Origin of the sequence: Streptomyces mobaraensis NBRC 13819 = DSM 40847 (assembly GCF_017916255.1) — a bacterium.
Classification (GTDB): Bacteria; Actinomycetota; Actinomycetes; order Streptomycetales; family Streptomycetaceae; genus Streptomyces; species Streptomyces mobaraensis.
The window spans coordinates 3607684-3630884 of record NZ_CP072827.1; the positions used below are offsets into that span (position 1 = coordinate 3607684).

The window sequence follows — 23201 nt, forward strand, 5'->3', positions numbered from 1 at the left end:
CGGCCCCGAGCCGTCAACGCGCCGCAGCGCCTCACTCGTCGTACCGCGGACGCATCAGCGTCGACGGCGGCTCCGCCGCGCCCGGCGGCCGTACGACGCTCCGGGCGCCCACGGCGGACGCCTCGGGCAGGCCGGCGGGCGGCGGCCCCCCGCCCCGCTCGGCCCCGCGCCCCGGAGCGTCCTCTTCCGCCCGGCCGGCCAGCAGGAATCCCCACTCCTCCCCCGCCGCCCCGGCCCGGTACGCCTCGGTGGTCAGGCCGACCGAGCGCAGGGTCGCGTCCACCGTCCAGAAGTCGTGCGCGTTCCCGGACACCCGCCCGGCGTGCACCACCAGGCGCCCGCCGGGCGCGAGGCGCCGCGCGGCCAGCCCGTAGAACTCCTGCGAGTACAGCTTGGCGCCCCCGGGCCCGTCCGGCCCCGGCAGATCGCAGACCTCCACGTCGAAGGGGGCCTCGTCGGCCGCGGCCCGCCGCAGCCAGGCGAAGGGGTCGGCGTGCGCGACGGCGACCCGGGGGTCGGTGTAGGCGTCCCCGTTGAGGCGGCGCAGGCCGGGGTCGGTACGGGCGAGCCGTACCACCGCCGCGTCCGGCTCGACGACCGTCACCGCCGCCACCCCGGGCCGCCGCAGCACCTCGCGCACGGCGAGGCCGTCGCCGCCGCCGAGCACCAGGACGCGCCGGTGGGGGCCGGCCGTCGCGGGCCGCACCAGGGCCTCCTGGTAGCGGGAGGACTCACCGGCGGCCCGCAGCCGCCCGTTGAGGAAGAGGGCGAGCGGACGGCCGCCGCGGCCACCCCCGGTGAGGACGATCTCCTGGAGTTCGGTGCGGACGGCGACCCGGACGTCGCCGCCGTACACCGCGTGCCGGGCGGCCCGTTCGAACGGTCCCGTGAGGGCGGAGCAGAGCGCGAGCAGGGCCAGGACCAGCGCGTTCGCCGCCGTCACGGTCCGGCGGGCGCGGGCGCTCAGATCCCCCCGGAACACCGCGAGCACCAGCGCCCCGCCTGCCACCGCGTTGATCGCGCCGGTCACCAGCGCCCCGGTCAGCTGGCCGAGCATCGGCAGCAGCAGGAACGGGAAGGCGAGCCCGCCGACGAGGGCGCCCACGTAGTCGGCGGCGAAGAGGTCGGCGACCGCGCCGCCCGCGTCCTGCCGTCGGACGCGCTGGATGAGGGTCATCAGCAGCGGCACCTCGGCCCCGATGAGCACCCCGATGACCAGGGAGAACACCACCAGGGCGGGCCACGCCCGGCCGTACCAGGCGAAACAGGCGTAGAGCGCCATCGCCGACAGCCCGCCGACCAGCGCCAGCAGCGCCTCGACGGCCGCGAAGCCGAGCGCGGCCCGCCGCCGCAGCCGTTTGGCCAGCAGTGATCCCACGCCCATGGCGAAGACCATCACCGAGAGCACGACGGACGCCTGGGTGACGGAATCGCCGATGAGGTACGAGGCCAGGGCGACCAGTTCCAGCTCGTACACGAGGCCGCAGGCGGCGCAGACGAAGACCGTGATCAGCACGAGCAGACGGCCGAGCCCGGCCGGTACGGGCAAGCGTGCGGGTACCGGTCGGTAGATCATGCCGGAACGCTACGTCACGATCCGGCCACGTCACGTCACCCACACGAGTTCAATGCGGGTGTCGGGCGAGCTAGTTGAGGGACGGACCGTTCGCCAGGGGGCTCGCGCCAGGGCGGGAGGCGGCGCCCCGCGCGCCCGCCGGTGAGACGCAGTCGGCGCGCACGCCCACCCGGGTGCGGGTGACGACCAGCCGCCCCTCCTGCGGGTAGGCGTGCCAGGTGCGCCAGCTCACCTGGCCGTCCCGGCGCTGGGCGAGCAGGGCGGTGAAGGCGTGCGGGTCGCCCGGAAACGTTCCGGCGAGCCCCTGGGGGTGTTCGGCGACCAGCGCCAGCAGCTCCTGCGCGCGTCCGGCGAAGGAGCACCGGGACAAGGTCTCCACGCGGGCCGCGAATTCGTACTCCCAGGAGCCGACGCGCTTGGCGACGCCCAGGGGCAGCGGGGTGCTGCTGCCGGGTATGCAGGCGACCGTCTCCGAACAGCTCCCGCTGTCCTCCTCCAGGAGGACCTGATGGGAGGCGCCGAGCAGCCGCAACTGCACGGCCGAGGAATCGAGTTGGAGATCCAGCACGGCCAGCGCCGGCAGCGGCTCCCGGCCCAGGCACCAGGCCAGGTCGGCCGCGCGGGTGTCGGTGTAGCTGGTCTTGAGGGTGGTGAGCATGGGTCGGCTCCGCGAGCGAACAGTGGGGGATGGCCGGCCCACCCGAGGAGGACCAGATCTTCGAGGCGCCGGCTCATGCCCGCTTTGGAGGCTCCCGGATCCGGCGGAGGCGATTCCGAGAATCCCAGGAGTTTTCTCTGAACGTGGCTCTGATCGAAAGGAAATCATGAAGCCAACGGCGCCCACAGCATTTTTACCCATCATCGTCGATTTTCCATCCACGCGTGGGCCGGACTGCTCACATGTTCAACGAAACAACGCCCGGCGGCAGTTGTCGCCGCCGGGCGCATATGCGGTCAAGCATGGGCCACTTGCAAATCCCCAGATCAAATGGCCTTTGCCAGGGGTTTCCGGGCCGGGTTGCCCGGCGGGGTTCCCGGCGGGGTTCCCCGCCGCGGCGCACACTCCGGGGTCAGCGCGGCCCCGCGGAAGCCGCCCGTTCCAGTCGTTCCACGGCGTCGAGAACCGCTTCCTCGCGCTTGCAGAACGAGAATCGCACCAGATGAGACGGGGCGCCCGGGCGCACAAAGAAGGCGGATGTCGGAATGGCCACCACCCCGGCGCGCAAAGGGAGTTCACGGCAGAATCGCACGCCGTTCCCATGCCCCCACGCGCGGATGTCCACCTGGACGAAATACCCGGCGTCCGCCCGGTACGGGCGCAACCCGGCGCGCGTCAGTCCGTCGCTCAGCAGATCCCGGTTGCGCCCCAGCGTCCGCCGCAGCTCCGCCGCCCACTCCTCCACGCCCCCCAGCGCCCGGGCGAGCGCGTCCTGGAACGGCGCGCCCGAGGTGTAGGTGAGGAACTGCTTCACCCCCGCCACCGCCGCCACCAGCGGTGCGGGCCCGCAGACCCAGCCGACCTTCCAGCCCGTCACCCCGAACGTCTTGCCGGCCGAGGAGACGGTCAGCGTCCGCTCCCGCATCCCCGGCAACGCGGCGATCGTCCGGTGGACGGGCCCGTCCCCCTCCCCTCCTTCCTCGCCGAACACCAGGTGCTCGTACACCTCGTCCGTCACGACCGTCAGCCCGTGCTCGCGGCACACCTCCGCGACGGCCTCCAGTTCCGCCGGCGTGAACACCTTGCCCGTCGGGTTGTGCGGCGTGTTCAGCACCAGCACCCGGGTCCGCGGCGTGACGGCGGCCCGCAGCACGTCCACGTCCAGGACAAAGGCGTCCCCTTCCGTGACCAGCGACACGGGGACGAGCTTCGCACCCGCGAAGCGGGCCACCGCCGCGTAGGCGTCGTAGCAGGGGTCGAAGGCCAGCACCTCGTCCCCCGGGTCGCACAGCCCCAGCAGCGCCCCGGCGAGCGCCTCGGTCGCGCCCGTCGTCACCAGCACCTCGCCCAGCGGGTCGTACTCCAGGCCGTACCGCCGCCGCTGATGCGCGGCGACCGCCTCGCGCAGCGCGGGCGTCCCGTGCGCGGGCGGGTACTGGTTGGCCCCGGCCAGCACCGCCGCCGCGACGTCCTCCAGCAGCGCGCGCGGGCTGCCCAGCTCCGGCACGCCCTGCCCCAGGTTGACCGCCCCGGTGCTCCGGGCCAGCTCGGTCATCTCCGTGAACACCGACGTGCCCAGGCCCGTGAGCCGCGCCGCCGCCGGCCCCCGCGTGCCGTTCCCCGCCCCGGTCACCGCCCCGCTCGGCGCCCCACCGTGCGCTCCCGCTCCACCGTGTTCCGCGCTCATCCGCGCCCCTCCCGGTCGTCCTCCGGACTGTCCGTGACCCCGCCCACCCTAGGGGGACGCGAACACCCGTGCCCGGGCGCGGGCCGCGACGCACCGGCGCTCCTCCCGGTGCGCCAGCCGGGTGGAAGCCGTGCCCCCTACGGGCGTGACGCGTCGCGCGCGCGAGGCCCCGGCCGCATGGTCGGTATGCCGCACGTTCCGCACCGTCCGTACCGGCGCCGTCCCCGGCGCCCCGACCGGTCCCGCCGCCCGGCCCGTCCCCGCGGGGCCCGGCCGCGCCTCCCCGGCCGGCCCGGGAGGTGCCCCGAGGAGGTCCCGTGTCCGCCGACACCGCCGTGCCCGTCCGCGCCCCGGAGCCGCGCCGCGCCCGCGCCGACGGCCCGGCCCGGCGCGCGGAGCGGGTGCGCGAGGCGCTGCGCCGCGCCCTGCCCGCGCTCGTGCTCTACGCCGCGGCCCGGCTGGCCGGCGTGGCAACAATGGCCTCCTGGGCCTGGTCGACCGGCCGCCACCCGCGCACCCTGCTCGGCCATTCCTGGGACGCCATCTGGTACGCGGGCATCGCCGAGGACGGCTACGGACTGATCCTCCCGTCCCCCACCAGCCACTCGGTGATCTACAGCGACTACGCGTTCTTCCCGCTCTACCCCGGCCTGGTGCACGCGCTGACCGCGCTGAGCCCGTTCTCGGTCGTCTCCGCGCAGCTCGTCGTCGCCTGGACCGCCGCGGCCTGCGCGGCCTGGGGGATCTACGCCGTCGGCGAGCGGCTGTACGGGCGGCGGGCGGCCACCTGGCTGGTGCTCCTCTGGGGGCTGCTGCCGCACTCCATCGTGCAGACGATGGGCTACACCGAGTCCCTGATGACCGCCCTCGCCGCGTGGGCGCTCTACGCCGTCGTCACCCGCCGGCACCTCTGGGCGGGGGCGCTCGCGCTGGCCGCAGGACTGTCCCGGCCCAACGCCATCGCCGTCGCCGCCGCCGTCGGCTGCGCCACGCTGGTCGTCCTGTACCGGGAACCGCGCTCCCGCGCCGACTGGCGGCTGTGGACCGGCCTCGCGCTCGCGCCGCTGGGGTGGGGCGGTTACGTGCTGTGGGCCGGCTACCGCTCGGGGTTCGGCCCGCTGGGCTACTTCACCGTGCAGCGACGGTGGGGGTCGCGGTTCGACTTCGGGGCGGACGCGTTCCGCTTCGTCCGGCACCTGTTCACCGGGCGCGACGGGATGGCGTACTACGGCTCCCTGGGCGTCCTGGTCGTCGCGCTGGTCGCGCTCGTCTTCCTCGTGCTGGAACGGCCGCCCGCCCCGCTGCTCGCCTACACCCTGGTGCTGTGCGTGATCGCCCTCGGCGGCTCCAGCTACTTCGCGTCCAAGCCGCGCTTCCTGCTGCCCGCCTTCCCGCTGCTGATCCCGCTGGCCCTGGGCATGACGAGAGCCCGGTCGCGCACCGTCGCGGTGACGGTCGGCGCGCTGGCCGGGCTCTCGTGCGTGTACGGGACGTACCTGGTGACGGCGGCCCGGCTGCCCATGTAGGCGCCCCGGGCCGGTGCCGTCCGGAGGGTCAGGCGTCGTCCGGAGGATCAGGCGTCGGCGTCGGGCTTGTCCTCGCCGTCGCCGTCGCCGGACTCCAGGTCCTCCTCCAGGCCGAGCTGCTCCACCAGCCAGCGGTCGAACTCGACCGAGGCGCGGACCCAGCTGACCGTGCTGGACACGAAGTGCTCCAGCGACACCCCGACGCCGATCAGCATCTGGGCCTCGCCGATGAGGCGGACCGTGCCGTCGTCGTTGGTGTGCGTGTAGACCTTCGGCCACAGGGTGCGGCGGTTCCAGTCGTCGATGACCTCGAGCAGCTTGCCCTTGTCGTCGATGCCGTGCGGCCGGTCGTAGAACGTCCGCACGGAGAAGACCTGCTGCTCCTCCTCACCGCGGAACATGAAATACGTACGGAACTGCTCCCACGGAGCCGCGAGGTCACCCTCGTCGTCCACGAGGTACTTCAGCTCCATCTGCTCCAGGAGCTGCTTGACCAGATCCTGGTCGGGGATGACGGGACCGGCCGGGCCCGTCTCTTCGGGCTGCGGCTCGGGCTGGCCCCCGAAATTCGGAATCGAGGACGGGTCGATGCTCACCGTGGATTTCCCTTCGTACGGTTGCGGCCATCCTCCCCCACACCAGCCCCTGCCCCGCAACCCCTGGCGCATGCGTCGCTCACCGACCACGCGCCAGGGGGTGCGCTCCCGGGCCGTCCGGAGTCCGATCCGGCCGGGCCGCGGCGGCCCGGCGCCGACAGCCCGTTGATACGACTAGCTAGGCCGCCGCCCGCACCGACAGCCCCTCCTCGCCCGGGACCCGCTCGACGCGGACCGTGTCGCCGTCCCGCACCTCGCCGGCGAGGATCGCGCGCGCCAGCCGGTCGCCGATCGCGGTCTGCACCAGCCGGCGCAGCGGCCGGGCGCCGTAGGTGAGGTCGGGCGCCTCGTCCGGGCCCTCGTGGCCGAGCGCGGCCAGCCAGCGCAGCGCGGACTCGTCGACGTCCAGGGTGAGCCGCCGGTCGGCGAGCCGCCGCTGGAGCTGGTCGATCTGGATCCGGGCGATCCGCTCCAACTGGCCGGTGCCCAGCGGGTGGAACACCACGATGTCGTCGAGCCGGTTGAGGAACTCCGGGCGGAACGCGGTCCGGACCGTCTCCAGCACCTTCTCCCGCTTCTGCTCCTCCTTCAGCAGCGGATCGACCAGGAAGGTCGAGCCCAGGTTGGAGGTGAGGATGAGGATGGTGTTGCGGAAGTCGACCGTCCGTCCCTGGCCGTCGGTGAGCCGCCCGTCGTCCAGCACCTGGAGCAGGATGTCGAAGACCTCGTGGTGGGCCTTCTCCACCTCGTCCAGCAGGACCACGGTGTACGGCCGGCGCCGCACCGCCTCGGTGAGCTGGCCGCCCTCCTCGTAGCCGACGTAGCCGGGAGGCGCGCCGACCAGCCGGGCGACCGAGTGCTTCTCGCCGTACTCGCTCATGTCGATGCGGACCATCGCCCGCTCGTCGTCGAACAGGAAGTCCGCGAGCGCCTTGGCCAGCTCGGTCTTGCCGACGCCGGTCGGGCCGAGGAAGAGGAACGAACCGGTGGGCCGGTCGGGGTCGGCGATCCCGGCGCGCGAGCGGCGCACCGCGTCGGAGACGGCCCGGACGGCCTCCTCCTGCCCGATCAGCCGCTTGCCCAGCTCCTCCTCCATGCGCAGCAGCTTCTGCGTCTCGCCCTCCAGCAGCCGGCCGGCCGGGATGCCCGTCCAGGCAGCCACGACCTCGGCGATGTCGTCGGGGCCGACCTCCTCCTTGACCATGAGGTCCCGGGAGGACGCCTCCTGCTCGGCCTCGGCCTCCGCGGCCTCCGCCAGCTCCCGCTCGACGGCCGGGATCTCGCCGTAGAGCAGCTTGGACGCGGTGTCGAAGTCGCCGTCGCGCTGGGCGCGCTCGGCCTGCCCGCGCAGGTCGTCGAGGCGCTCCTTCAGCTCACCGACACGGTTGAGGGACTGCTTCTCCCGCTCCCAGCGCGCGGTGAGCCCGCGCAGCTCCTCCTCCTTGTCGGCCAGGTCACGGCGGAGCTTTTCCAGCCGCTCCTTGCTCGCCTCGTCCGTCTCGTTGCGGAGCGCCAGCTCCTCCATCTTGAGCCGGTCGACGGCCCGCTGGAGCTCGTCGATCTCCATCGGCGAGGAGTCGATCTCCATCCGCAGCCGGGAGGCGGCCTCGTCCACCAGGTCGATCGCCTTGTCCGGCAGGAACCGGGAGGTGATGTAGCGGTCGGAGAGGGTGGCGGCGGCGACCAGCGCCGCGTCCGCGATCTGCACCTTGTGGTGCGCCTCGTAGCGGCCCTTGAGCCCGCGCAGGATCGCGATGGAGTCCTCCACCGACGGCTCGGCGACCAGCACCTGCTGGAAGCGCCGCTCCAGGGCGGGGTCCTTCTCGATCCGCTCGCGGTACTCGTCGAGCGTCGTCGCGCCGACCATGCGCAGCTCGCCGCGGGCGAGCATCGGCTTGAGCATGTTGCCCGCGTCCATCGCCGAGTCCCCGCCGGCGCCCGCGCCGACGACGGTGTGCAGCTCGTCGATGAAGGTGATGATCCGGCCCTCGCTGGCCTTGATCTCCGCCAGGACGGTCTTCAGCCGCTCCTCGAACTCGCCGCGGTACTTGGCACCGGCCACCATCGCGCCCAGGTCCAGCGAGACCAGCCGCTTGTCCTTCAGCGACTCGGGAACGTCGCCCTTCACTATCCGCTGCGCCAGCCCCTCCACGACGGCCGTCTTGCCGACGCCCGGCTCGCCGATGAGCACCGGGTTGTTCTTGGTGCGCCGGGAGAGCACCTGCACCACGCGGCGGATCTCGTGGTCCCGCCCGATGACCGGGTCGAGCTTGCCGTCCCGCGCCGCGGCGGTGAAGTCCGTACCGAACTTCTCCAGCGCCTTGTACGTGCCCTCGGGGTCGGCGGTCGTCACCCGCTGCCCGCCGCGCGCCTTCTCGAAGGCGTCGAGCAGCCGCTTGGCGGAGGCCCGCTGCTGCTCCAGCAGCTCGGCGATCCGGCCGCCCTTGGCGGCGAGCCCGATCAGCAGGTGCTCGGTGGAGATGTACTCGTCCCCCAGGTCGCGGGCCCGCTCCCCGGCGTCCACCAGGACGGCCTGCAGCTCCCGGGTGGGCTGCGGGGGCGCCACGGTCGACCCCTGCACGCTCGGCAGCCCGGCCAGCACCCGCTCGGCCCCGCCGCGCAGCACCGCGGCGTCCGCCTCCACGGCGGCCAGCAGGTCGAGCAGGTTCTCGTTCTCCTGCCCGGCCAGCAGGGCCAGCAGGAGGTGGGCGGGGGTCATATCGGCATGCCCGGCCGACACGGCCCGCTCATGGGCGGCGCTCAGCGCCTCACGGCTCTTGTTGGTCAGCTCGGCATCCACGACGGGGAGCTCCTCCTCGGCTTCGCTTTCGCTTCCTGGTCCCTGGTCCTGCCCCAGGCGACGTTCCCTGCTTCAGGCAACGTGCGATAAGTTGAGTCTATTCCACTCAACCCTCGCGTCGGTAGTCCGGCCGGACACTCCCCCTTGCGAGTGAACCGGTACGACGAACGGCCCGCCACCGGGGGCGGGGCGCCATGCTGGCGCTCGACCACGGGGAGGTGCAGCATGACGGCTATGGCACAAGAGCCAAGGCTTATGACGCCGGAAGAGACCCTCCTGGACTACTTCCTGACCCTGGAGACCCCGGAGGGGTTCCGGGCAGAGTTCATCGAGGGGGAAATCGTCGTGTCACCGGCGCCGGACGGCGATCACGAGCACGTCTTCAGCCGTCTCGTCCGGCAGATCCTGCGAAGGTCGGCCACGGACATGGACGTGTCAGGGAACAAGGGGCTGAAGCTTCCGCGCGGGGGCCTGTGCCCCAAGAACTACGCGGTCCCGGACGCGACGTTCGCCTCGCACCGGCTCAACCTCTACCGCGGCGCACCCACCTGGATGGATCCCGACGGCGTAGCTCTCGTCGCCGAAGTGACCAGCACCAGGTCGGAGCACGACCGCACCGCCAAGCGCCACTGCTACGCCCGCGCCGGCATCCCCCTCTTCCTCCTCGTGGACCGCGACGAGAGCACCGTCACGCTCTTCGCCGAGCCGACGCGGGAGGACTACGCCGAGATCCACAGCGTCCCCTTCGGCAAGTCCCTCCCCCTCCCCGCGCCCTTCGACTTCGATCTCGACACCACCGACTTCCTCTGACCCGCGGCCCACTACCCTGGCGGCCATGGCCCACGACCTCCGCAACCTGCCGGACGCCTACGTCGCGTTCTGGCGCGAGCGCCATTTCCCCACCCTCACCACGCTCCGCCGGGACGGCAGCCCGCACGTCGTGCCGGTGGGCGCCACGTTCGATCCGGAGACGTCCATAGCCCGGGTGATCACCCGCAAGCAGAGCACCAAGGTCTCCAACGTCCTCGCGGCCGGCCCGGACGGCCTCCGCGTCGCGCTCTGCCAGGTCGCCCCGGGCGGGATGTGGGCCACCCTGGAGGGCACGGCCGTCGTCCGCACGGAGCCGGACGCCGTCGCCGACGCGGTCGCCCGCTACGCGGAGCGCTACGAACGGACCCCCGAGCCCAACCCCGACCGCGTCCTGATCGAGATCGCGGTGACGCGGGCCATGGGCTCGGCGCGGCTCGTATGACGGCCGGCCGGACACGGTCCGCGCCGCACTCCGTGACGCCGGGCCGCGCCACGAAGACCCCCGAGGCGTACCGCGCCGAGCGCTGCGGACCGGATCCCGGGTGACGCCTCCGAGCCCGCTGCCTAGGATGCCGCGCATGATCCCCGTGCGCTGCGAACCGGTCACCGTGGACACCTACGAGGCGGTCATCGCCCTGGACGTGGGGCCGGGTCAACGTGGGTTCGTCGCCCCGAACGTCCGATCACTGGCCGACGCCTGGGCGTACCCGACGGCCGACCCGCTCGCCCTGCTGCACGGCTCCGAGCTGATCGGCTTCGCCCTGCTGCACCCCTCCGAGGACGACCCCGGAACCGTCTCACTCTCGCGCTACATGATCGACCGACGCTTCCAGGGCCGGCGGCTCGGCCACGCCGGCCTGGCCGCCGTCCTCGACCGCGCCCGCGCGGCGGGGCACACCCGCATGCGCCTCAGCGTGGTCCCGGGCAACCACGTCGCCTTCCGGCTCTGCCGGGCGGCCGGCTTCGGAGAGACGGGCGACCTGGACGACGGCGAGATCGTCCTCACCCGCGACCTCACTCCCGCCGACGCGACGACGTCTCCTGGGGCGTGAACGGGCGGCGCGGCGATCCGCGCTCGGGTGTCCCCGCGTCCTAGTCGGGCCTGCTCGCGGGACGAAGCGACGAGCCGTGGTGACAACAGGGCGCACCCGCTGCCGACTCACGTGGCGCGGCGCACATCCTGCCCCGCCGGCTCCACCACCGCCCGTACCAACCGCCCCACCGACCCGTCGCGGATCCCCTCGCACCAGGCGACCGCCGTCTCGTACGGACTCGCGTCGGGGACGGGCCGGTGGACCACGTCATCGCGGGGGTGCAGCTTCGCCAGGGACTCCGGAACCAGGGCCACCGCCTGGCCCAGCGCCACGGCTTCCATCAGCTGCGAGCTGTCGTGGACGACCGGACCGGCGACGCCGGGCTCCGACCGGTAAGCCCGTTCCGCACCGCTCAGTTCCGCACCGCTCAGGCCCGGGCAGTGCGGCATGGGCAGGCCCTCCAGATCTCGCCCCTCGCCCACCCTGCCTCCCGGTCCCCGGGCCACCCGCCTACGAGGCGAGCCCCCATCCCGCCGGACTGCTTTCCAGCACCCGTCCGACCGTCCGCACCAGCGACACCGGCCGGCGGAACACGTCGTCGGCCGTGAACCGCAGCAGCCGCCGCACCTCGGGGCAGCGCGTCAGCTCGTTGTAGCGGGCGGTGTCCCGCTGGTGCCGGGTCCGGTCGCCGTGCCAGGCGTAGCCCTCGATCTCCACCACCACTCCCCGCTCCCTGAAGAAGAAGTCCGGGTACACCCTGCGCCCGCCGGGGAGCAGCAACTCGGCCTGTGGCTCCGGGTAGAGGCCCGCGTCGTTCATCCGCAGCCGGGCGATCGTCTCCGCCGGGGAGCCGGCCCGCTCGTCGGCGAGGGCCAGCCAGTCCAGGGCCCGTCTCCCGCCGCGCATCCCCACGCCGTCCCGCACCGCGTCCCGGACGGCGTCGAGAACGGTCAGCGGTCCGCGCGAGCCCCGTTCGCCGGTGGGTCGGCGGCTCAGCGCGGACTCCACCGCCACCAGCGCGTCGTCCCGCGGCACGGCCCGTAAGAGGTCGGCCAGGGTGCGCGGGAGCGTCGTCACCGCCAGCCCGGCGCTGAGTGTCACCTCGTCCGGCCGCAGCGGGAGGCGGTGTACTCCCCGCCCGCCTTCCCGCCCGCCGGTCGGGGCGGTGAACTCGGGCCGCTCCACCCGCCGTTCGACGCCGTGCACCAGTGCCGCCGCCCAGTGGCTGACCACCAGCTCCGGCCGGGCCAGTTGCTGTGCCCACAGATGCGCCACCAGCCCGGCCGGCCGGCCCGGCGCCGCGAACGCGCCCGGGCGCACCGTCTGCCAGCCCTCCTTCCGCAGCCGGCGCCGCAGCCCGCACCGCGACCAGCCCAGCCGCTCCGCCTGGGACAGGGCCACGACCCCGCTCGGGACTTCCGCCAACGCGGCCACCACCGCGAACTTCCTTGACCCACCACACTTTTTCGCGCTCATGTTCACTGAGTGTGACGACGCCTGGCGGTCTTCGCCACGCCTGTGGAAAACCCCCTGTGGAGAATCGTTCCCCCAAAGAGGAGAGGCCCGCGATAAGCAACAAGAGAGGCCCGACCCCACATCGGGACGGGCCTCTCAAACGACGAACGACGAACGACGAACGGATCAGCAGTCCGCGGTCGACAACCCCGCGATCAGCGGTCCCGCTTCGGCGGATGCCAGACGACCAGCGCGCTCGTCTGCTGCATCTCCTGGTACGGGACCAGGTCCCGCCGGTAGGAGGCGTGCACCGCCGCCTCGCGCTGCTGCATCGCCGCGGCGGCGCCGTCGACGACCGCCTGCAGCTCGGCGACCCGGGCCGACAGCGCGGCGACCTGGTTCTCCAGTTCGATGATGCGCTTGATGCCGGCCAGGTTGATGCCCTCGTCCTGCGACAACTGCTGCACCTGGCGGAGCAGTTGGATGTCGCGGGCCGAGTAGCGGCGGCCCCGCCCGGCCGTGCGGTCCGGCGAGACCAGGCCGAGGCGGTCGTACTGGCGCAGGGTCTGCGGATGCAGACCCGAGAGCTGAGCCGCGACCGAGATGACGTACACGGGCGACTCATCGGTCAGCTCGTACGGCTGAGCGGGTTCGAAGCGCCGACGGGTGCGGCCGTCGCCGTTCATCACGGTCACTCTCCCTTCGCCGCCCGGAACAGCTCCGCGCGCGGGTCCTCACCCGCCGTGGCGTCGCGGAAGGTCTCCAGGGCGTCCCTGGCCTTGTCGTCGAGATCCTTGGGAACCACGACCTCCACGGTGACCAGCAGGTCGCCGCGGGTGCCGTCCTTGCGCACCGCGCCCTTGCCGCGGGCCCGCATGGTGCGCCCGTTGGGCGTGCCGGGCGGGATCCGCAGGGTGACCGGCGGTCCGCCGAGGGTGGGCACCTTCACCTCGCCGCCGAGCGCCGCCTCCGGGAAGGTGACGGGCACGGTGACGGTGAGGTTGTCGCCCTTGCGTCCGAAGACGGGGTGGGCGCCGACGTGCACCACGACGTACAGGTCGCCGTTGGGGCCGCCGCGCTCGCCCGGCGCCCCCTTGCCGCGCAGCCGGATCCGCTGGCCGTCGGAGACGCCCGCCGGGATCCGGACCTGCATGGTGCGGGAGGACGTGGCCCGGCCGCTGCCCTTGCAGACGTCGCAGGGGTTCTCGGGGATCAGCCCGCGGCCCTTGCAGTCGGGGCAGGGGTCGGTCAGCGAGAAGCCGCCGCCGGAGCCGCGCGACACCTGGCCGGTGCCCACGCAGGTCGGGCAGACCCGCGGGGTGCCGGCCTTGTCGCCGGTGCCGGAGCACGCCTTGCAGGCCGCCGAGGAGGACATCCGCAGCGGGACCGTGGCCCCGTCGACCGCCTCGGTGAAGCTGAGCGTCACCTCGGACTCGATGTCCTGGCCCCGGCGCGGCTGGGTGCGCGTGGTGCCGCCGCCGCGGTTGAAGAGGCCGCCGAAGACGTCGCCCAGCCCGCCGCCGAAGCCGCCGGCACCCGCCCCGCCCTGGGCGCCTCCGAAGAGGTCGCCCAGGTCGAAGTTGAAGGAACCGCCGGCGCCCGGGCCAGGCCGGAAGCCGCCGTTGCCGAACAGCGCCCGTGCCTCGTCGTACTCCTTGCGGCGCTTGGGATCGGCGAGGACGTCGTACGCCTCGGAGATCTCCTTGAACCGCTCCTCGGCCGAGGCGTCGCCCTTGTTGGCGTCCGGGTGGTACTCGCGGGCGAGCTTCCGGTACGCCTTCTTGATGTCGGCCTCGGCCGCGTCCTTGGGCACGCCGAGGACCTTGTAGTAGTCCTTCTCCACGAAGTCCTTGGTGCTCATCCCCGGCGTCCCTCCTCCCGGTGCGTGCGGTCAGTGCCGTGCTTCATCGCGTCAGCCCTCGTCCGGGCCACCGCTCTCCTCGTCCGACTCGCCCTCGGCCTTGCCCTGGGCGCCCGGCTGCGGCTCGGCGACGGCGACCCGCGCGGGGCGGATCGTGCGCTCGCCGATGCGATACCCCGGCTGCAGGATCTGCACGCACGTCGTCTCGGTGACGTCCGGCGCGTAGCTGTGCATCAGGGCCTCGTGGACCAGCGGGTCGAAGGGCTCGCCCTCCTTGCCGAACTGCTGGAGGCCCATCTTCGCCACGACCGTCTCCAGCGATTCGGCGACGGACTTGAAGCCGCCGACGAGCTCGCCGTGGTCACGGGCGCGGCCGATGTCGTCGAGCGTGGGGAGCAGTTCGGACAGGAGGTTCGCCACGGCGACCTCCTTGACCTGCACCCGGTCGCGCTCGACGCGCCGGCGGTAGTTCTGGTACTCCGCCTGGAGCCGCTGGAGGTCCGCGGTGCGCTCGTTGAGCGCGGCCTGCGCCTGGTCCAGCTGCGCCTGGAGGCCTACCTCGACCAGTTCCTCCCCGGCCGGGGCCGGGCCCGCCTTGTCGGCGGGACCGGCGCCCTTCTCGTCGGCCGAGTCGTCGGAGGGAGTGCCTTCAGGCTTTTCGTCGAAGCCCGGGGTCTCCTCCGTCACGCCGACGCACCGCCCTTCGGCTTCTCGTCGTCCACGATCTCGGCGTCGACGACGTCGTCGTCGGCCTTGGCCTGCTGGCCCGCACCGGCGCCGGCGGCACCGGCGGCACCCTCGGCGCCCTGGGCGGCCTGCGCGTCGGCGTACATGGCCTGGCCGAGCTTCTGGCTGACGGCGGCGACCTTCTCGGACGCGGTGCGGATCTCGGCGGTGTCCTCGCCCTTGAGCTTGTCCTTCAGCTCGGTGACGGCCGTCTCGACCTCGGTCTTGACGTCGCCGGGGACCTTGTCCGCGTTGTCCTTGAGGAACTTCTCCGTCTGGTAGACGAGCTGCTCGGCCTGGTTGCGGGTCTCGGCGGCCTCGCGGCGCTTGTGGTCCTCCTCCGCGTACTTCTCGGCCTCCTCGCGCATCCGGTCGACCTCGTCCTTCGGCAGCGAGGAGCCGCCGGTGACGGTCATCTTCTGCTCCTTGCCGGTGCCGAGGTCCTTCGCGGCCACGTGCATGATGCCGTTGGCGTCGATGTCGAAGGTGACCTCGATCTGCGGGACGCCGCGCGGGGCCGGGGGCAGACCGGTCAGCTCGAACATGCCGAGCTTCTTGTTGTACGCCGCGATCTCGCGCTCGCCCTGGTAGACCTGGATCTGCACGGACGGCTGGTTGTCCTCGGCCGTCGTGAAGATCTCGGAGCGCTTGGTCGGGATCGTGGTGTTGCGCTCGATCAGCTTGGTCATGATGCCGCCCTTGGTCTCGATGCCGAGGGACAGCGGGGTGACGTCGAGCAGCAGGACGTCCTTGACCTCGCCCTTGAGGACACCGGCCTGGAGCGAGGCGCCGATGGCGACGACCTCGTCCGGGTTGACGCCCTTGTTGGCCTCACGGCCGCCGGTCAGCTCCTTGACGAGCTCGGCGACGGCGGGCATACGGGTGGAGCCGCCGACCAGGACCACGTGGTCGATCTCGGAGAGGGCGATGCCCGCGTCCTTGATGACGTTGTGGAACGGGGTCTTGCAGCGCTCCAGCAGGTCCGCGGTGAGCTGCTGGAACTGGGCGCGGGTGAGCTTCTCGTCCAGGTGCAGCGGGCCCTCGGCGGAGGCCGTGATGTAAGGCAGGTTGATCGTGGTCTCGGTGGACGAGGACAGCTCGATCTTGGCCTTCTCGGCGGCCTCGCGGAGGCGCTGGAGGGCCATCTTGTCCTTGGACAGGTCGACGCCGTGACCGTTCTGGAACTGCTTCACCAGGTAGTCGACGACGCGCTGGTCCCAGTCGTCACCACCGAGGTGGTTGTCGCCGTTGGTGGCCTTCACCTCGACGACGCCGTCGCCGATCTCCAGCAGGGACACGTCGAAGGTGCCGCCGCCGAGGTCGAAGACGAGAATGGTCTGGTCGTCCTTGTCGAGACCGTAGGCCAGGGCGGCCGCGGTGGGCTCGTTGACGATGCGCAGGACGTTGAGGCCCGCGATCTCGCCGGCCTCCTTGGTGGCCTGGCGCTCGGAGTCGTTGAAGTACGCCGGGACGGTGATGACCGCGTCCGTGACCTTCTCACCCAGGTACGCCTCGGCGTCCCGCTTCAGCTTCTGCAGGATGAAGGCGGAGATCTGCTGGGGGTTGAAGTCCTTGCCGTCCAGGTTGATCTTCCAGTCGGTGCCCATGTGGCGCTTGACCGACCGGATGGTCCTGTCGACGTTGGTCACGGCCTGGCGCTTGGCGACCTCACCGACCAGGACCTCGCCGTTCTTCGCGAAGGCGACGACGGACGGCGTGGTCCTGGCGCCCTCGGCGTTGGTGATGACGGTGGGCTCACCGCCCTCGAGAACACTGACGACGGAGTTCGTCGTACCCAGGTCGATGCCGACCGCACGTGCCATGTCGATTCCTCCAGCTGACTTGAGTGGAACAGACTCAAGGGTGCAACACGGATGGCGGACTGTCAACGGAACTGAGTGGAGCCGACTCAACTCTTATGCGGCCCTTATCTGCAAGGCATCGCACCCGGGCGGGGACGCGCGGCCCGCGCGACGCAGATCACCGGCGCTGCGGGTATATCGCGGGCGCGAGAGTGAGTAGTCTCGTACGGACTGGATAAGTTACCGAGTAGTAATCCCGCTCATCCGTCGTCCCACTCGTCCCTCATCCCGTCATCCCCGTCCCGCCAATCCCGCTCTCGCAGGCCCGAGGAGCCTCCCATGCAACTCGCCGCGATCATTGTGTCGCTGGTCCTCATCGCGGTCGGTGTCGCGCTGTTCGGCCGTGCCATCCTCCAGATCTACCGCTTCGTACGGATCGGCCAGCCCGTCCCCGCCGGCACCCGCACCGACGACCCGGCAGGGCGCACGGTCACGGTGGTCAAGGAGTTCCTCGGCCACACCAGGATGAACAAGTGGGGCGTCGTCGGCGTCGCGCACTGGTTCGTGGCGGTGGGCTTCTTCTCCCTGCTGCTGACGATCGTCAACGCCATCGGCCAGCTCTTCCAGGCCGACTGGATCCTGCCGGTCATCGGCGACTGGGCCCCGTACAACGTCTTCGTCGAGTTCCTCGGCACGATGACCGCCCTCGGCATCCTGACGCTGATCGTCATCCGGCAGCTGAACCGGCCGGACAAGCCCGGCCGCAAGTCCCGCTTCGCCGGCTCCAACACCGGCCAGGCGTACTTCGTCGAGTCCGTCATCCTCATCGTCGGCGTCTGCATCTTCATGCTGCACGCGCTGGAGGGCGCCCAGCACCACGTGGACGGCTACGAGGCGTCGTTCTTCATCTCGTACCCGGTCGTCTCGTGGCTGGAGGGGATGGACGTCTCCACCCTCCAGAACCTCACCTACTTCTTCGCGGGCCTGAAGATCGCGACGTCCTTCATCTGGATGATCACGGTCTCCCTGAAGACGGACATGGGCGTCGCCTGGCACCGCTTCCTGGCCTTCCCGAACATCTGGTTCAAGCGTGAGGCGAGCGGCGACGTCGCCCTGGGCGCGCTGCAGCCGATGACGAGCGGCGGCAAGCCGATCGACTTCGAGGACCCGGGCGAGGACGACGTCTTCGGCGTCTCCAAGGTCGAGGAGTTCTCCTGGAAGGGCATCCTCGACTTCTCCACCTGCACCGAGTGCGGCCGCTGCCAGTCGCAGTGCCCCGCCTGGAACACCGGCAAGCCGCTCTCCCCGAAGCTGCTGATCATGTCGCTGCGCGACCACGCGCACGCCAAGGCGCCATACCTGCTGGCCGGTGGCGGCAAGACCATGGAGGGCGAGGAGAAGGCGACCGAGGAGCAGCTGAAGGACGTCCCGGCCGCCGCCCTGGCGGAGACGGAGCGCCCGCTGATCGGCACCCTCGAAGAGAACGGCGTCATCGACCCGGACGTCCTGTGGTCCTGCACGACGTGCGGCGCGTGCGTCGAGCAGTGCCCGGTGGACATCGAGCACGTCGACCACATCGTCGACATGCGCCGCTACCAGGTGATGATCGAGTCCTCGTTCCCGTCCGAGGCGGGCACGATGCTCAAGAACCTGGAGAAGAAGGGCAACCCCTGGGGCCTCGCCAAGAAGCAGCGCCTGGCGTGGACCAAGGAGGTCGACTTCGAGGTCCCGGTCGTCGGCAAGGACATCGAGGACCTCACCGAGGTCGACTACCTGTACTGGGTCGGCTGCGCCGGCGCCCTGGAGGACCGCGCCAAGAAGACCACCAAGGCGTTCGCGGAGCTGCTGCACATGGCGGGCGTGAAGTTCGCCATCATGGGCGGCGACGAGGCGTGCACCGGTGACTCCGCGCGCCGTCTGGGCAACGAGTTCCTCTTCCAGCAGCTCGGCCAGCAGAACGTCGAGATGCTCAACATGGCGTTCGGCGAGGACGCCGAGGAGGGCGTCAAGGTCGAGAAGTCCAAGAAGAGGATCGTCGCGACCTGCCCGCACTGCTTCAACACGATCGCCAACGAGTACCCGCAGCTCGGCGGCGAGTACGAGGTCATCCACCACACGCAGCTGCTCCAGCACCTCGTCGACGAGGGCAAGCTGGTCCCCGTCACCCCGGTCGAGGGTCTGATCACCTATCACGACCCCTGCTACCTGGGCCGTCACAACAAGGTCTACACCCCGCCGCGCGAGATCATCGCCAAGGTGCCGGGCCTGCGGAACGAGGAGATGCACCGCCACAAGGAGCGCGGCTTCTGCTGCGGCGCCGGCGGCGCGCGCATGTGGATGGAGGAGCGCATCGGCAAGCGCATCAACAACGAGCGCGTGGACGAGGCGCTGTCGCTCAACCCGGACATCGTCTCCACCGCCTGCCCCTTCTGCCTCGTCATGCTGACCGACTCGGTCAACGGCAAGAAGAACGACGGCAAGGCCAAGGAGTCCATCCAGGTCGTGGACGTCGCCCAGCTCCTGCTGGAGTCGGTGAAGACGCCGGTGGAGCCGGAGGGCGACGGCGAGACCGCCACCGCGCCGGAACCGGACCCGGAGCCGGTGAAGTAGCGCCACCCATGCGGTGACGACGGCCGGGGCCCGCGGTGATCGCGGGGCCCGGCCGTCGTCGTTCTCGGCGTCCGGCCGTTGTCATAGGCGCGTGGGACGATGACCGCACAGCGCCCACGACTCGGCTCAAGGAGCCAACATGGACTACGCCCGCATGCGTGCCATCGCCGAGGAGTTGCTCGAGCACGCTCCGGAACCCGTTGTGGGGGCGGAGATCACCGGAAACGGGATTCTCATGATGGTGTCCCCTTCCCGGCCTCACCAACTCATCGCGATGCGTCTGCGCCGCCAGCTGGACCACCAGCTCGCCGACGGACTCGTGGCACACACGGGCGGGGAGGTGGAGGACGTCTCGATCGGCAAGCTCCGGCGCCCGGATCTGATCGTCGTACCCGAGGAGATCTTCGCCGAGGAGACAATGGACCCGTTCCACCCACGTGATCTGTCGCTGGTCGCCGAGATCGTCTCACCGACGAACCACAGCAACGACTACACGGAGAAGACGCAGGACTACCCGGCCATGGGCATCCCGTTCTACCTCCTTGTCGATCCGCGCAAGGGCACCGCGGCCGTCATGTCCGACCCCGGCCCCGGTCCTGACGACCTGCGGTGCTACCGCGCCCGTCATGACTACGTCTTCGGCGACAAGGTCGCCGTGGGCGAGTGGACGGTCGACACCTCGGAATTCCCCCGCTACCAGGTGTGAGGGCCATCGTCCTTGATCTCGACTGCGGTTGAGGTCCTAGCGTCCTCCCCATGACGAACCGGACCTCCTCCGTGAAGCCCGCCGACCCGAACACCCCCGACGACTTCGCCGCCCTCGCCGCACAGCCCATCGGCTACTGGAGCGGCGTGGCCCACGACGCCGTCATCCGGCGCATCCGCGACGGAATGGCCGGTGTCGACATCACACAGCCGCAGTGGTGGATCCTCAACCAGGTCGCGGGCGCCGGGCGGCCCCGCGGCGAGCTCGTGGCGCGCCTCGGCGGCACGATCGGCGTCGGGCCGGACGAGATCGGCCGGGCGGCCGACAGCCTGCTCGCCCGCGGCTGGCTGACCGCCGACGACCGGGGCGCACTCCGGCTGACGGACGCCGGGCGGGCCGCCAAGGCCCGTACGAAGGAGCTGGTCGACGGGATGCGGGCGGAGATCCACGAGGGGATCCCGGACGAGGAGTACGTGGGGGCGCTGCGGGTGCTCCGCCGGATGATCCACAACGTCACGGCGGCGCGCGGCGCGGCGTGAGCGGAGAGGGAGCGGACGGCGAGGACCACCGGACCGCGGGCCGTCGGCCCGGCGCCGTCTGCGCGGCCTCGGCCACCGGCCCGGCGCCTGACCCTCACCCCGCTCGGCGGGCGGAGATCGCCCGAAGGTCGCCCGCCCCGAACCCGTAACACAGCCCCGTAAACCCCTGCTTCCCCTACTTCCCCCGGGCCTCTCCCCTAGGGGATGTCACAGCTCAGCAGCAAGGAAGCCCCTGCGCCCCCACCCCCGCACCATGGCTCCCCGGGAGCGGGTACGTTCGAAGGCGTGGCTGGATTCAGGATGGGACGCGGACGGGACTCGGAAGAGGGCAACGCCGCACGACAAGCACGACACCCCGGGCAGCAGGCCCCGTACGGGGGCGCCCCGTACGGCGGCCCGGGCGGGGGCGGTACGGGCGGGGGAGCCCCGTACGGGCCCGGCCCGGCAGGCGCGCCCGGCGGTGCGCCCGGGCACGCCCCCGGCGCCCCCGGCGGCGGTTGGGACGGGCGGCAGTGGCAGGGCGGACCGGCCGCCGGCGGTGACGAACCGGAGTACTTCGGCGGCGAGCCGTCGCACCACCGGCCCCCGCAGGGCCCGGGACCGTCCTACGGCGGACAGCCGACGTACGGGGGGCCGGCCCACGGCGGCCCGGGCGGACACCCGTACCCGGGCCAGGGGCAGGGGCAGGGGCAGGGGCAGGGCTATGGACACGGCCAGAGCCAGGGCCACGGCCACCGCCCCCCGCAGCCGTACCCCCAGCAGGGCAGCACCCAGCAGTTCGGCCTCGGGGAGGCCCCGGACGCGTACCCGCCCCAGGGCGGCAACCCCCCCTACGGGACCGGCGGCTACGACGACGGGTACGGCGAGGGCGACTACGGCGACGACGGCTACGGCGACGCGCAGACCTACAACGGCCCCCCGCCCGGCCCCAAGCTGCACTGGAAGGACCTGCTGACCGGCCTCGTGCTGCGCCCGTCCGCCACCTTCTGGCGGATGCGCGACCACCCGATGTGGGTCCCCGCGCTGCTCGTCACCTTCGTCTACGGCCTGCTCGCGGTCTTCGGCTTCGACAAGGCCCGCTCGGACGTGCTCAACGCGACGTTCGCCAACAGCATCCCGCTGGTCCTGATCGCCGGGGTGATCGTCCTCGTCTCCGGGCTGATCCTCGGCGCGGTGACCCACACCCTGGCCCGTCAGTTGGGCGGCGACGGGCTGTGGCAGCCGACCATCGGCCTGTCCATGCTCATCATGTCGATCACGGACGCCCCGCGGCTGCTCCTCGCGGTCTTCCTGGGCGGCGACAACCCGGTCGTGCAGCTCCTCGGCTGGGCCACCTGGCTGCTGGCCGGCTACCTCTTCACCTCGATGGTGAGCAAGTCGCACGACCTGCCCTGGCCGAAGGCGCTGGGCGCGTCGGCGATCCAGCTGGTCGCCCTGCTCTCGATCATCAAGCTGGGCACGCTGTAACCACGCCGCCCGGCACACGGAAGGCCCCGGCTCCTCGCACGGCGGTTTCTAGGGGTCGTTGCAACACGTGGTCGTGTTGATCAGGCCGCAAGCAGTTTATGCAGGCGCTCGGCTGGGGTTTCCCAGCCGAGCGTTTTGCGTGGGCGGCCGTTGAGTTCGGCTGCGACGGCGTCGAGGTCTTCACGGCTGTGGGCGGACAGGTCGGTGCCCTTGGGGAAGTACTGCCGCAGGAGGCCGTTGGTGTTCTCGTTCGAGCCGCGCTGCCAGGGGCTGGCGGGATCGCAGAAGTAGACCGGGACATCAGTGGCGATGGTGAAAGCGTGGTGGGCGGCCATCTCGCTGCCCTGGTCCCAGGTCAGGGACCGTTTCAGGTGGGTGGGAAGCCGCTGCACGGTCTCCTGGAGCGCGTCGCGGACCTGCTCGGCACCGCGGCCGTCCGGCAGATGGACCAGCATCACGTAGCGGGTGGCGCGCTCGACCAGGGTGCCGATCGCGGAACCGCTGTCCTTGCCGATGATCAGGTCGCCTTCCCAGTGGCCGGGCACCGCCCGGTCCTCGGCCTCGGCGGGGCGTTCGCTGATCATGACCATGGGGTGGGTGAAGCGCGGCTGGCGCGAGGCGGCCTGGCGCTGTGGCCTGCGCATGGCCCGGCCGCTTCGCAGGGAGCGGGCCACTTCGCGGCGCAGTTCGCCGCGTCCTTGGATGTAGAGGGCCTGGTAGACGGTTTCGTGGACCACGTGCATCTCCGGCCGGTTCGGGAACTGTGCCCGCAGAGCGTTGCAGATCTGTTCCGGGCTCCACCGCCGTCTCAGGTGGCGCTGGATGAAGTCCCGGAGTGCCGGGTTGCGGGCGATCTTCCCCTGCTTGGGGCGGGGCCGGCGGGCATCGGCGCGGGCCTGGGCAGCGTGGGGACGGTACTGCCCGCCCACGGGGTGGCGGTTGCGGCGGATCTCGCGGCTGACCGTGGAGGGGCTGCGGCCCAGCTCGGCCGCGATCGCCCGCACCGATGCCTTCTCCCGCAGCCGGTCGGCGATGTGGATCCGGTCGGTCTCGGTCAGGTACCGGGACGACAGCGAGGGCGCCCGCACAGCGTGTGCGGGCAGCCTCGGCGGCTTCCTGCGGCCCTCGGGCCGGCCGTTGCGCCACTCACGGCCGGTCCGAGGGTTGACACCTACGCGTCGGCTCGCCTCCGCGTTACCGAATCCCAGCTGCACGAGCCGGAAGTATTCCTCCCGTTCCCGGTGCAGCTTCCGTGGGCCCTGTTCCCTGCGGCTCTCACGGATCTTGAAGTCCATCGCATCCCCTGAGCTGGGGTGTTGCGACGACCACTAGAACCCAAGCACAGGAG

20 protein-coding genes are annotated in these 23201 nt (G+C 71.8%); 8 read left to right on the plus strand and 12 right to left on the minus strand.

The genetic code is table 11. The features are described 5' to 3' along the window. Window positions 1-31: 31 nt before the first annotated feature. The 3 genes from J7W19_RS15265 to J7W19_RS15275 all read right to left on the minus strand — a co-directional run bounded on the left by J7W19_RS15265 (window position 32) and on the right by J7W19_RS15275 (window position 3921). A complete protein-coding gene (locus J7W19_RS15265) occupies window positions 32-1576 on the minus strand; it encodes a polyamine aminopropyltransferase (protein WP_004945768.1) in 1545 nt (514 codons plus the stop codon). 70 nt (window positions 1577-1646) lie between these two features. Continuing rightward, window positions 1647-2234: a DUF2617 family protein gene (locus tag J7W19_RS15270; RefSeq protein WP_004945764.1), complete on the minus strand. Its 588-nt coding sequence runs from the start codon at window positions 2232-2234 to the stop codon at window positions 1647-1649. Window positions 2235-2646: 412 nt separating this feature from the next. Further along, window positions 2647-3921, minus strand: coding sequence for an aminotransferase class I/II-fold pyridoxal phosphate-dependent enzyme (locus J7W19_RS15275; protein WP_078588051.1), 1275 nt, complete (start codon window positions 3919-3921; stop codon window positions 2647-2649). A gap of 317 nt (window positions 3922-4238) precedes the next feature. Between J7W19_RS15275 and J7W19_RS15280 the strand changes: the two genes are divergently transcribed. Next, window positions 4239-5447: a hypothetical protein gene (locus J7W19_RS15280; RefSeq protein ID WP_004945759.1), complete on the plus strand. Its 1209-nt coding sequence runs from the start codon at window positions 4239-4241 to the stop codon at window positions 5445-5447. A gap of 47 nt (window positions 5448-5494) precedes the next feature. On the opposite strand, the gene J7W19_RS15285 is transcribed toward J7W19_RS15280, so the two are convergent. Beyond that, a complete protein-coding gene (locus J7W19_RS15285; protein ID WP_004945756.1) occupies window positions 5495-6043 on the minus strand; it encodes a YbjN domain-containing protein in 549 nt (182 codons plus the stop codon). Between the two features lie 178 nt (window positions 6044-6221). Continuing rightward, the gene (clpB, locus tag J7W19_RS15290; RefSeq protein ID WP_004945753.1) at window positions 6222-8843 is read right to left on the minus strand and encodes an ATP-dependent chaperone ClpB; all 2622 of its coding nucleotides are present in this window, start codon (window positions 8841-8843) and stop codon (window positions 6222-6224) included. A 225-nt stretch (window positions 8844-9068) separates the two neighbouring features. On the opposite strand from clpB, the gene J7W19_RS15295 reads away from it, so the two are divergent. The 3 genes from J7W19_RS15295 (at window position 9069) to J7W19_RS15305 (ending at window position 10705) form a co-directional block, all read left to right on the plus strand. Continuing rightward, on the plus strand, window positions 9069-9653 hold the full coding sequence (locus J7W19_RS15295; RefSeq protein WP_201768224.1) for a Uma2 family endonuclease: 585 nt from the start codon (window positions 9069-9071) through the stop codon (window positions 9651-9653). Window positions 9654-9678: 25 nt separating this feature from the next. Continuing rightward, window positions 9679-10095: a pyridoxamine 5'-phosphate oxidase family protein gene (locus J7W19_RS15300; protein ID WP_004945749.1), complete on the plus strand. Its 417-nt coding sequence runs from the start codon at window positions 9679-9681 to the stop codon at window positions 10093-10095. Window positions 10096-10231: 136 nt separating this feature from the next. Next, window positions 10232-10705, plus strand: coding sequence for a GNAT family N-acetyltransferase (locus J7W19_RS15305; RefSeq protein WP_004945745.1), 474 nt, complete (start codon window positions 10232-10234; stop codon window positions 10703-10705). Between the two features lie 107 nt (window positions 10706-10812). Here J7W19_RS15305 and J7W19_RS15310 read toward each other — a convergent pair whose 3' ends face one another. The 6 genes from J7W19_RS15310 to dnaK form a co-directional block, all read right to left on the minus strand. Next, a complete protein-coding gene (locus J7W19_RS15310) occupies window positions 10813-11169 on the minus strand; it encodes a LysR substrate-binding domain-containing protein (RefSeq protein ID WP_158688784.1) in 357 nt (118 codons plus the stop codon). A gap of 28 nt (window positions 11170-11197) precedes the next feature. Continuing rightward, entirely contained in the window at window positions 11198-12163 is a 966-nt protein-coding gene (locus J7W19_RS15315; protein ID WP_063825796.1) for a hypothetical protein, read from the minus strand. Between the two features lie 194 nt (window positions 12164-12357). After that, window positions 12358-12828 (minus strand): heat shock protein transcriptional repressor HspR, encoded by a 471-nt coding sequence (locus J7W19_RS15320; RefSeq protein WP_051072617.1) that lies wholly within the window; start codon window positions 12826-12828, stop codon window positions 12358-12360. 5 nt (window positions 12829-12833) lie between these two features. After that, window positions 12834-14003, minus strand: coding sequence for a molecular chaperone DnaJ (dnaJ, locus tag J7W19_RS15325; protein WP_004945733.1), 1170 nt, complete (start codon window positions 14001-14003; stop codon window positions 12834-12836). Between the two features lie 51 nt (window positions 14004-14054). Further along, window positions 14055-14690, minus strand: coding sequence for a nucleotide exchange factor GrpE (gene grpE / locus J7W19_RS15330; protein ID WP_004945730.1), 636 nt, complete (start codon window positions 14688-14690; stop codon window positions 14055-14057). Beyond that, window positions 14687-16552, minus strand: coding sequence for a molecular chaperone DnaK (dnaK, locus tag J7W19_RS15335; protein ID WP_004945726.1), 1866 nt, complete (start codon window positions 16550-16552; stop codon window positions 14687-14689). Before dnaK ends, grpE begins: the two co-directional genes overlap by 4 nt. Window positions 16553-16870: 318 nt before the next feature. Here dnaK and J7W19_RS15340 point away from each other — a divergent pair, with 318 nt between their 5' ends. The 4 genes from J7W19_RS15340 to J7W19_RS15355 all read left to right on the plus strand — a co-directional run bounded on the left by J7W19_RS15340 (window position 16871) and on the right by J7W19_RS15355 (window position 21853). Further along, complete coding sequence (locus J7W19_RS15340; RefSeq protein ID WP_004945724.1) at window positions 16871-19141, plus strand: (Fe-S)-binding protein; 2271 nt, start codon at window positions 16871-16873, stop codon at window positions 19139-19141. Between the two features lie 139 nt (window positions 19142-19280). Further along, a complete protein-coding gene (locus J7W19_RS15345) occupies window positions 19281-19847 on the plus strand; it encodes a Uma2 family endonuclease (RefSeq protein ID WP_004945721.1) in 567 nt (188 codons plus the stop codon). Between the two features lie 50 nt (window positions 19848-19897). Continuing rightward, entirely contained in the window at window positions 19898-20386 is a 489-nt protein-coding gene (locus tag J7W19_RS15350) for a MarR family winged helix-turn-helix transcriptional regulator (RefSeq protein ID WP_004945718.1), read from the plus strand. Window positions 20387-20671: 285 nt separating this feature from the next. Continuing rightward, window positions 20672-21853, plus strand: a complete 1182-nt coding sequence (locus J7W19_RS15355) for a Yip1 family protein (protein WP_063825795.1) — start codon at window positions 20672-20674, stop codon at window positions 21851-21853. An 80-nt stretch (window positions 21854-21933) separates the two neighbouring features. On the opposite strand, the gene J7W19_RS15360 is transcribed toward J7W19_RS15355, so the two are convergent. Next, complete coding sequence (locus J7W19_RS15360) at window positions 21934-23148, minus strand: IS30 family transposase (protein ID WP_233478113.1); 1215 nt, start codon at window positions 23146-23148, stop codon at window positions 21934-21936. Window positions 23149-23201: the final 53 nt, after the last annotated feature.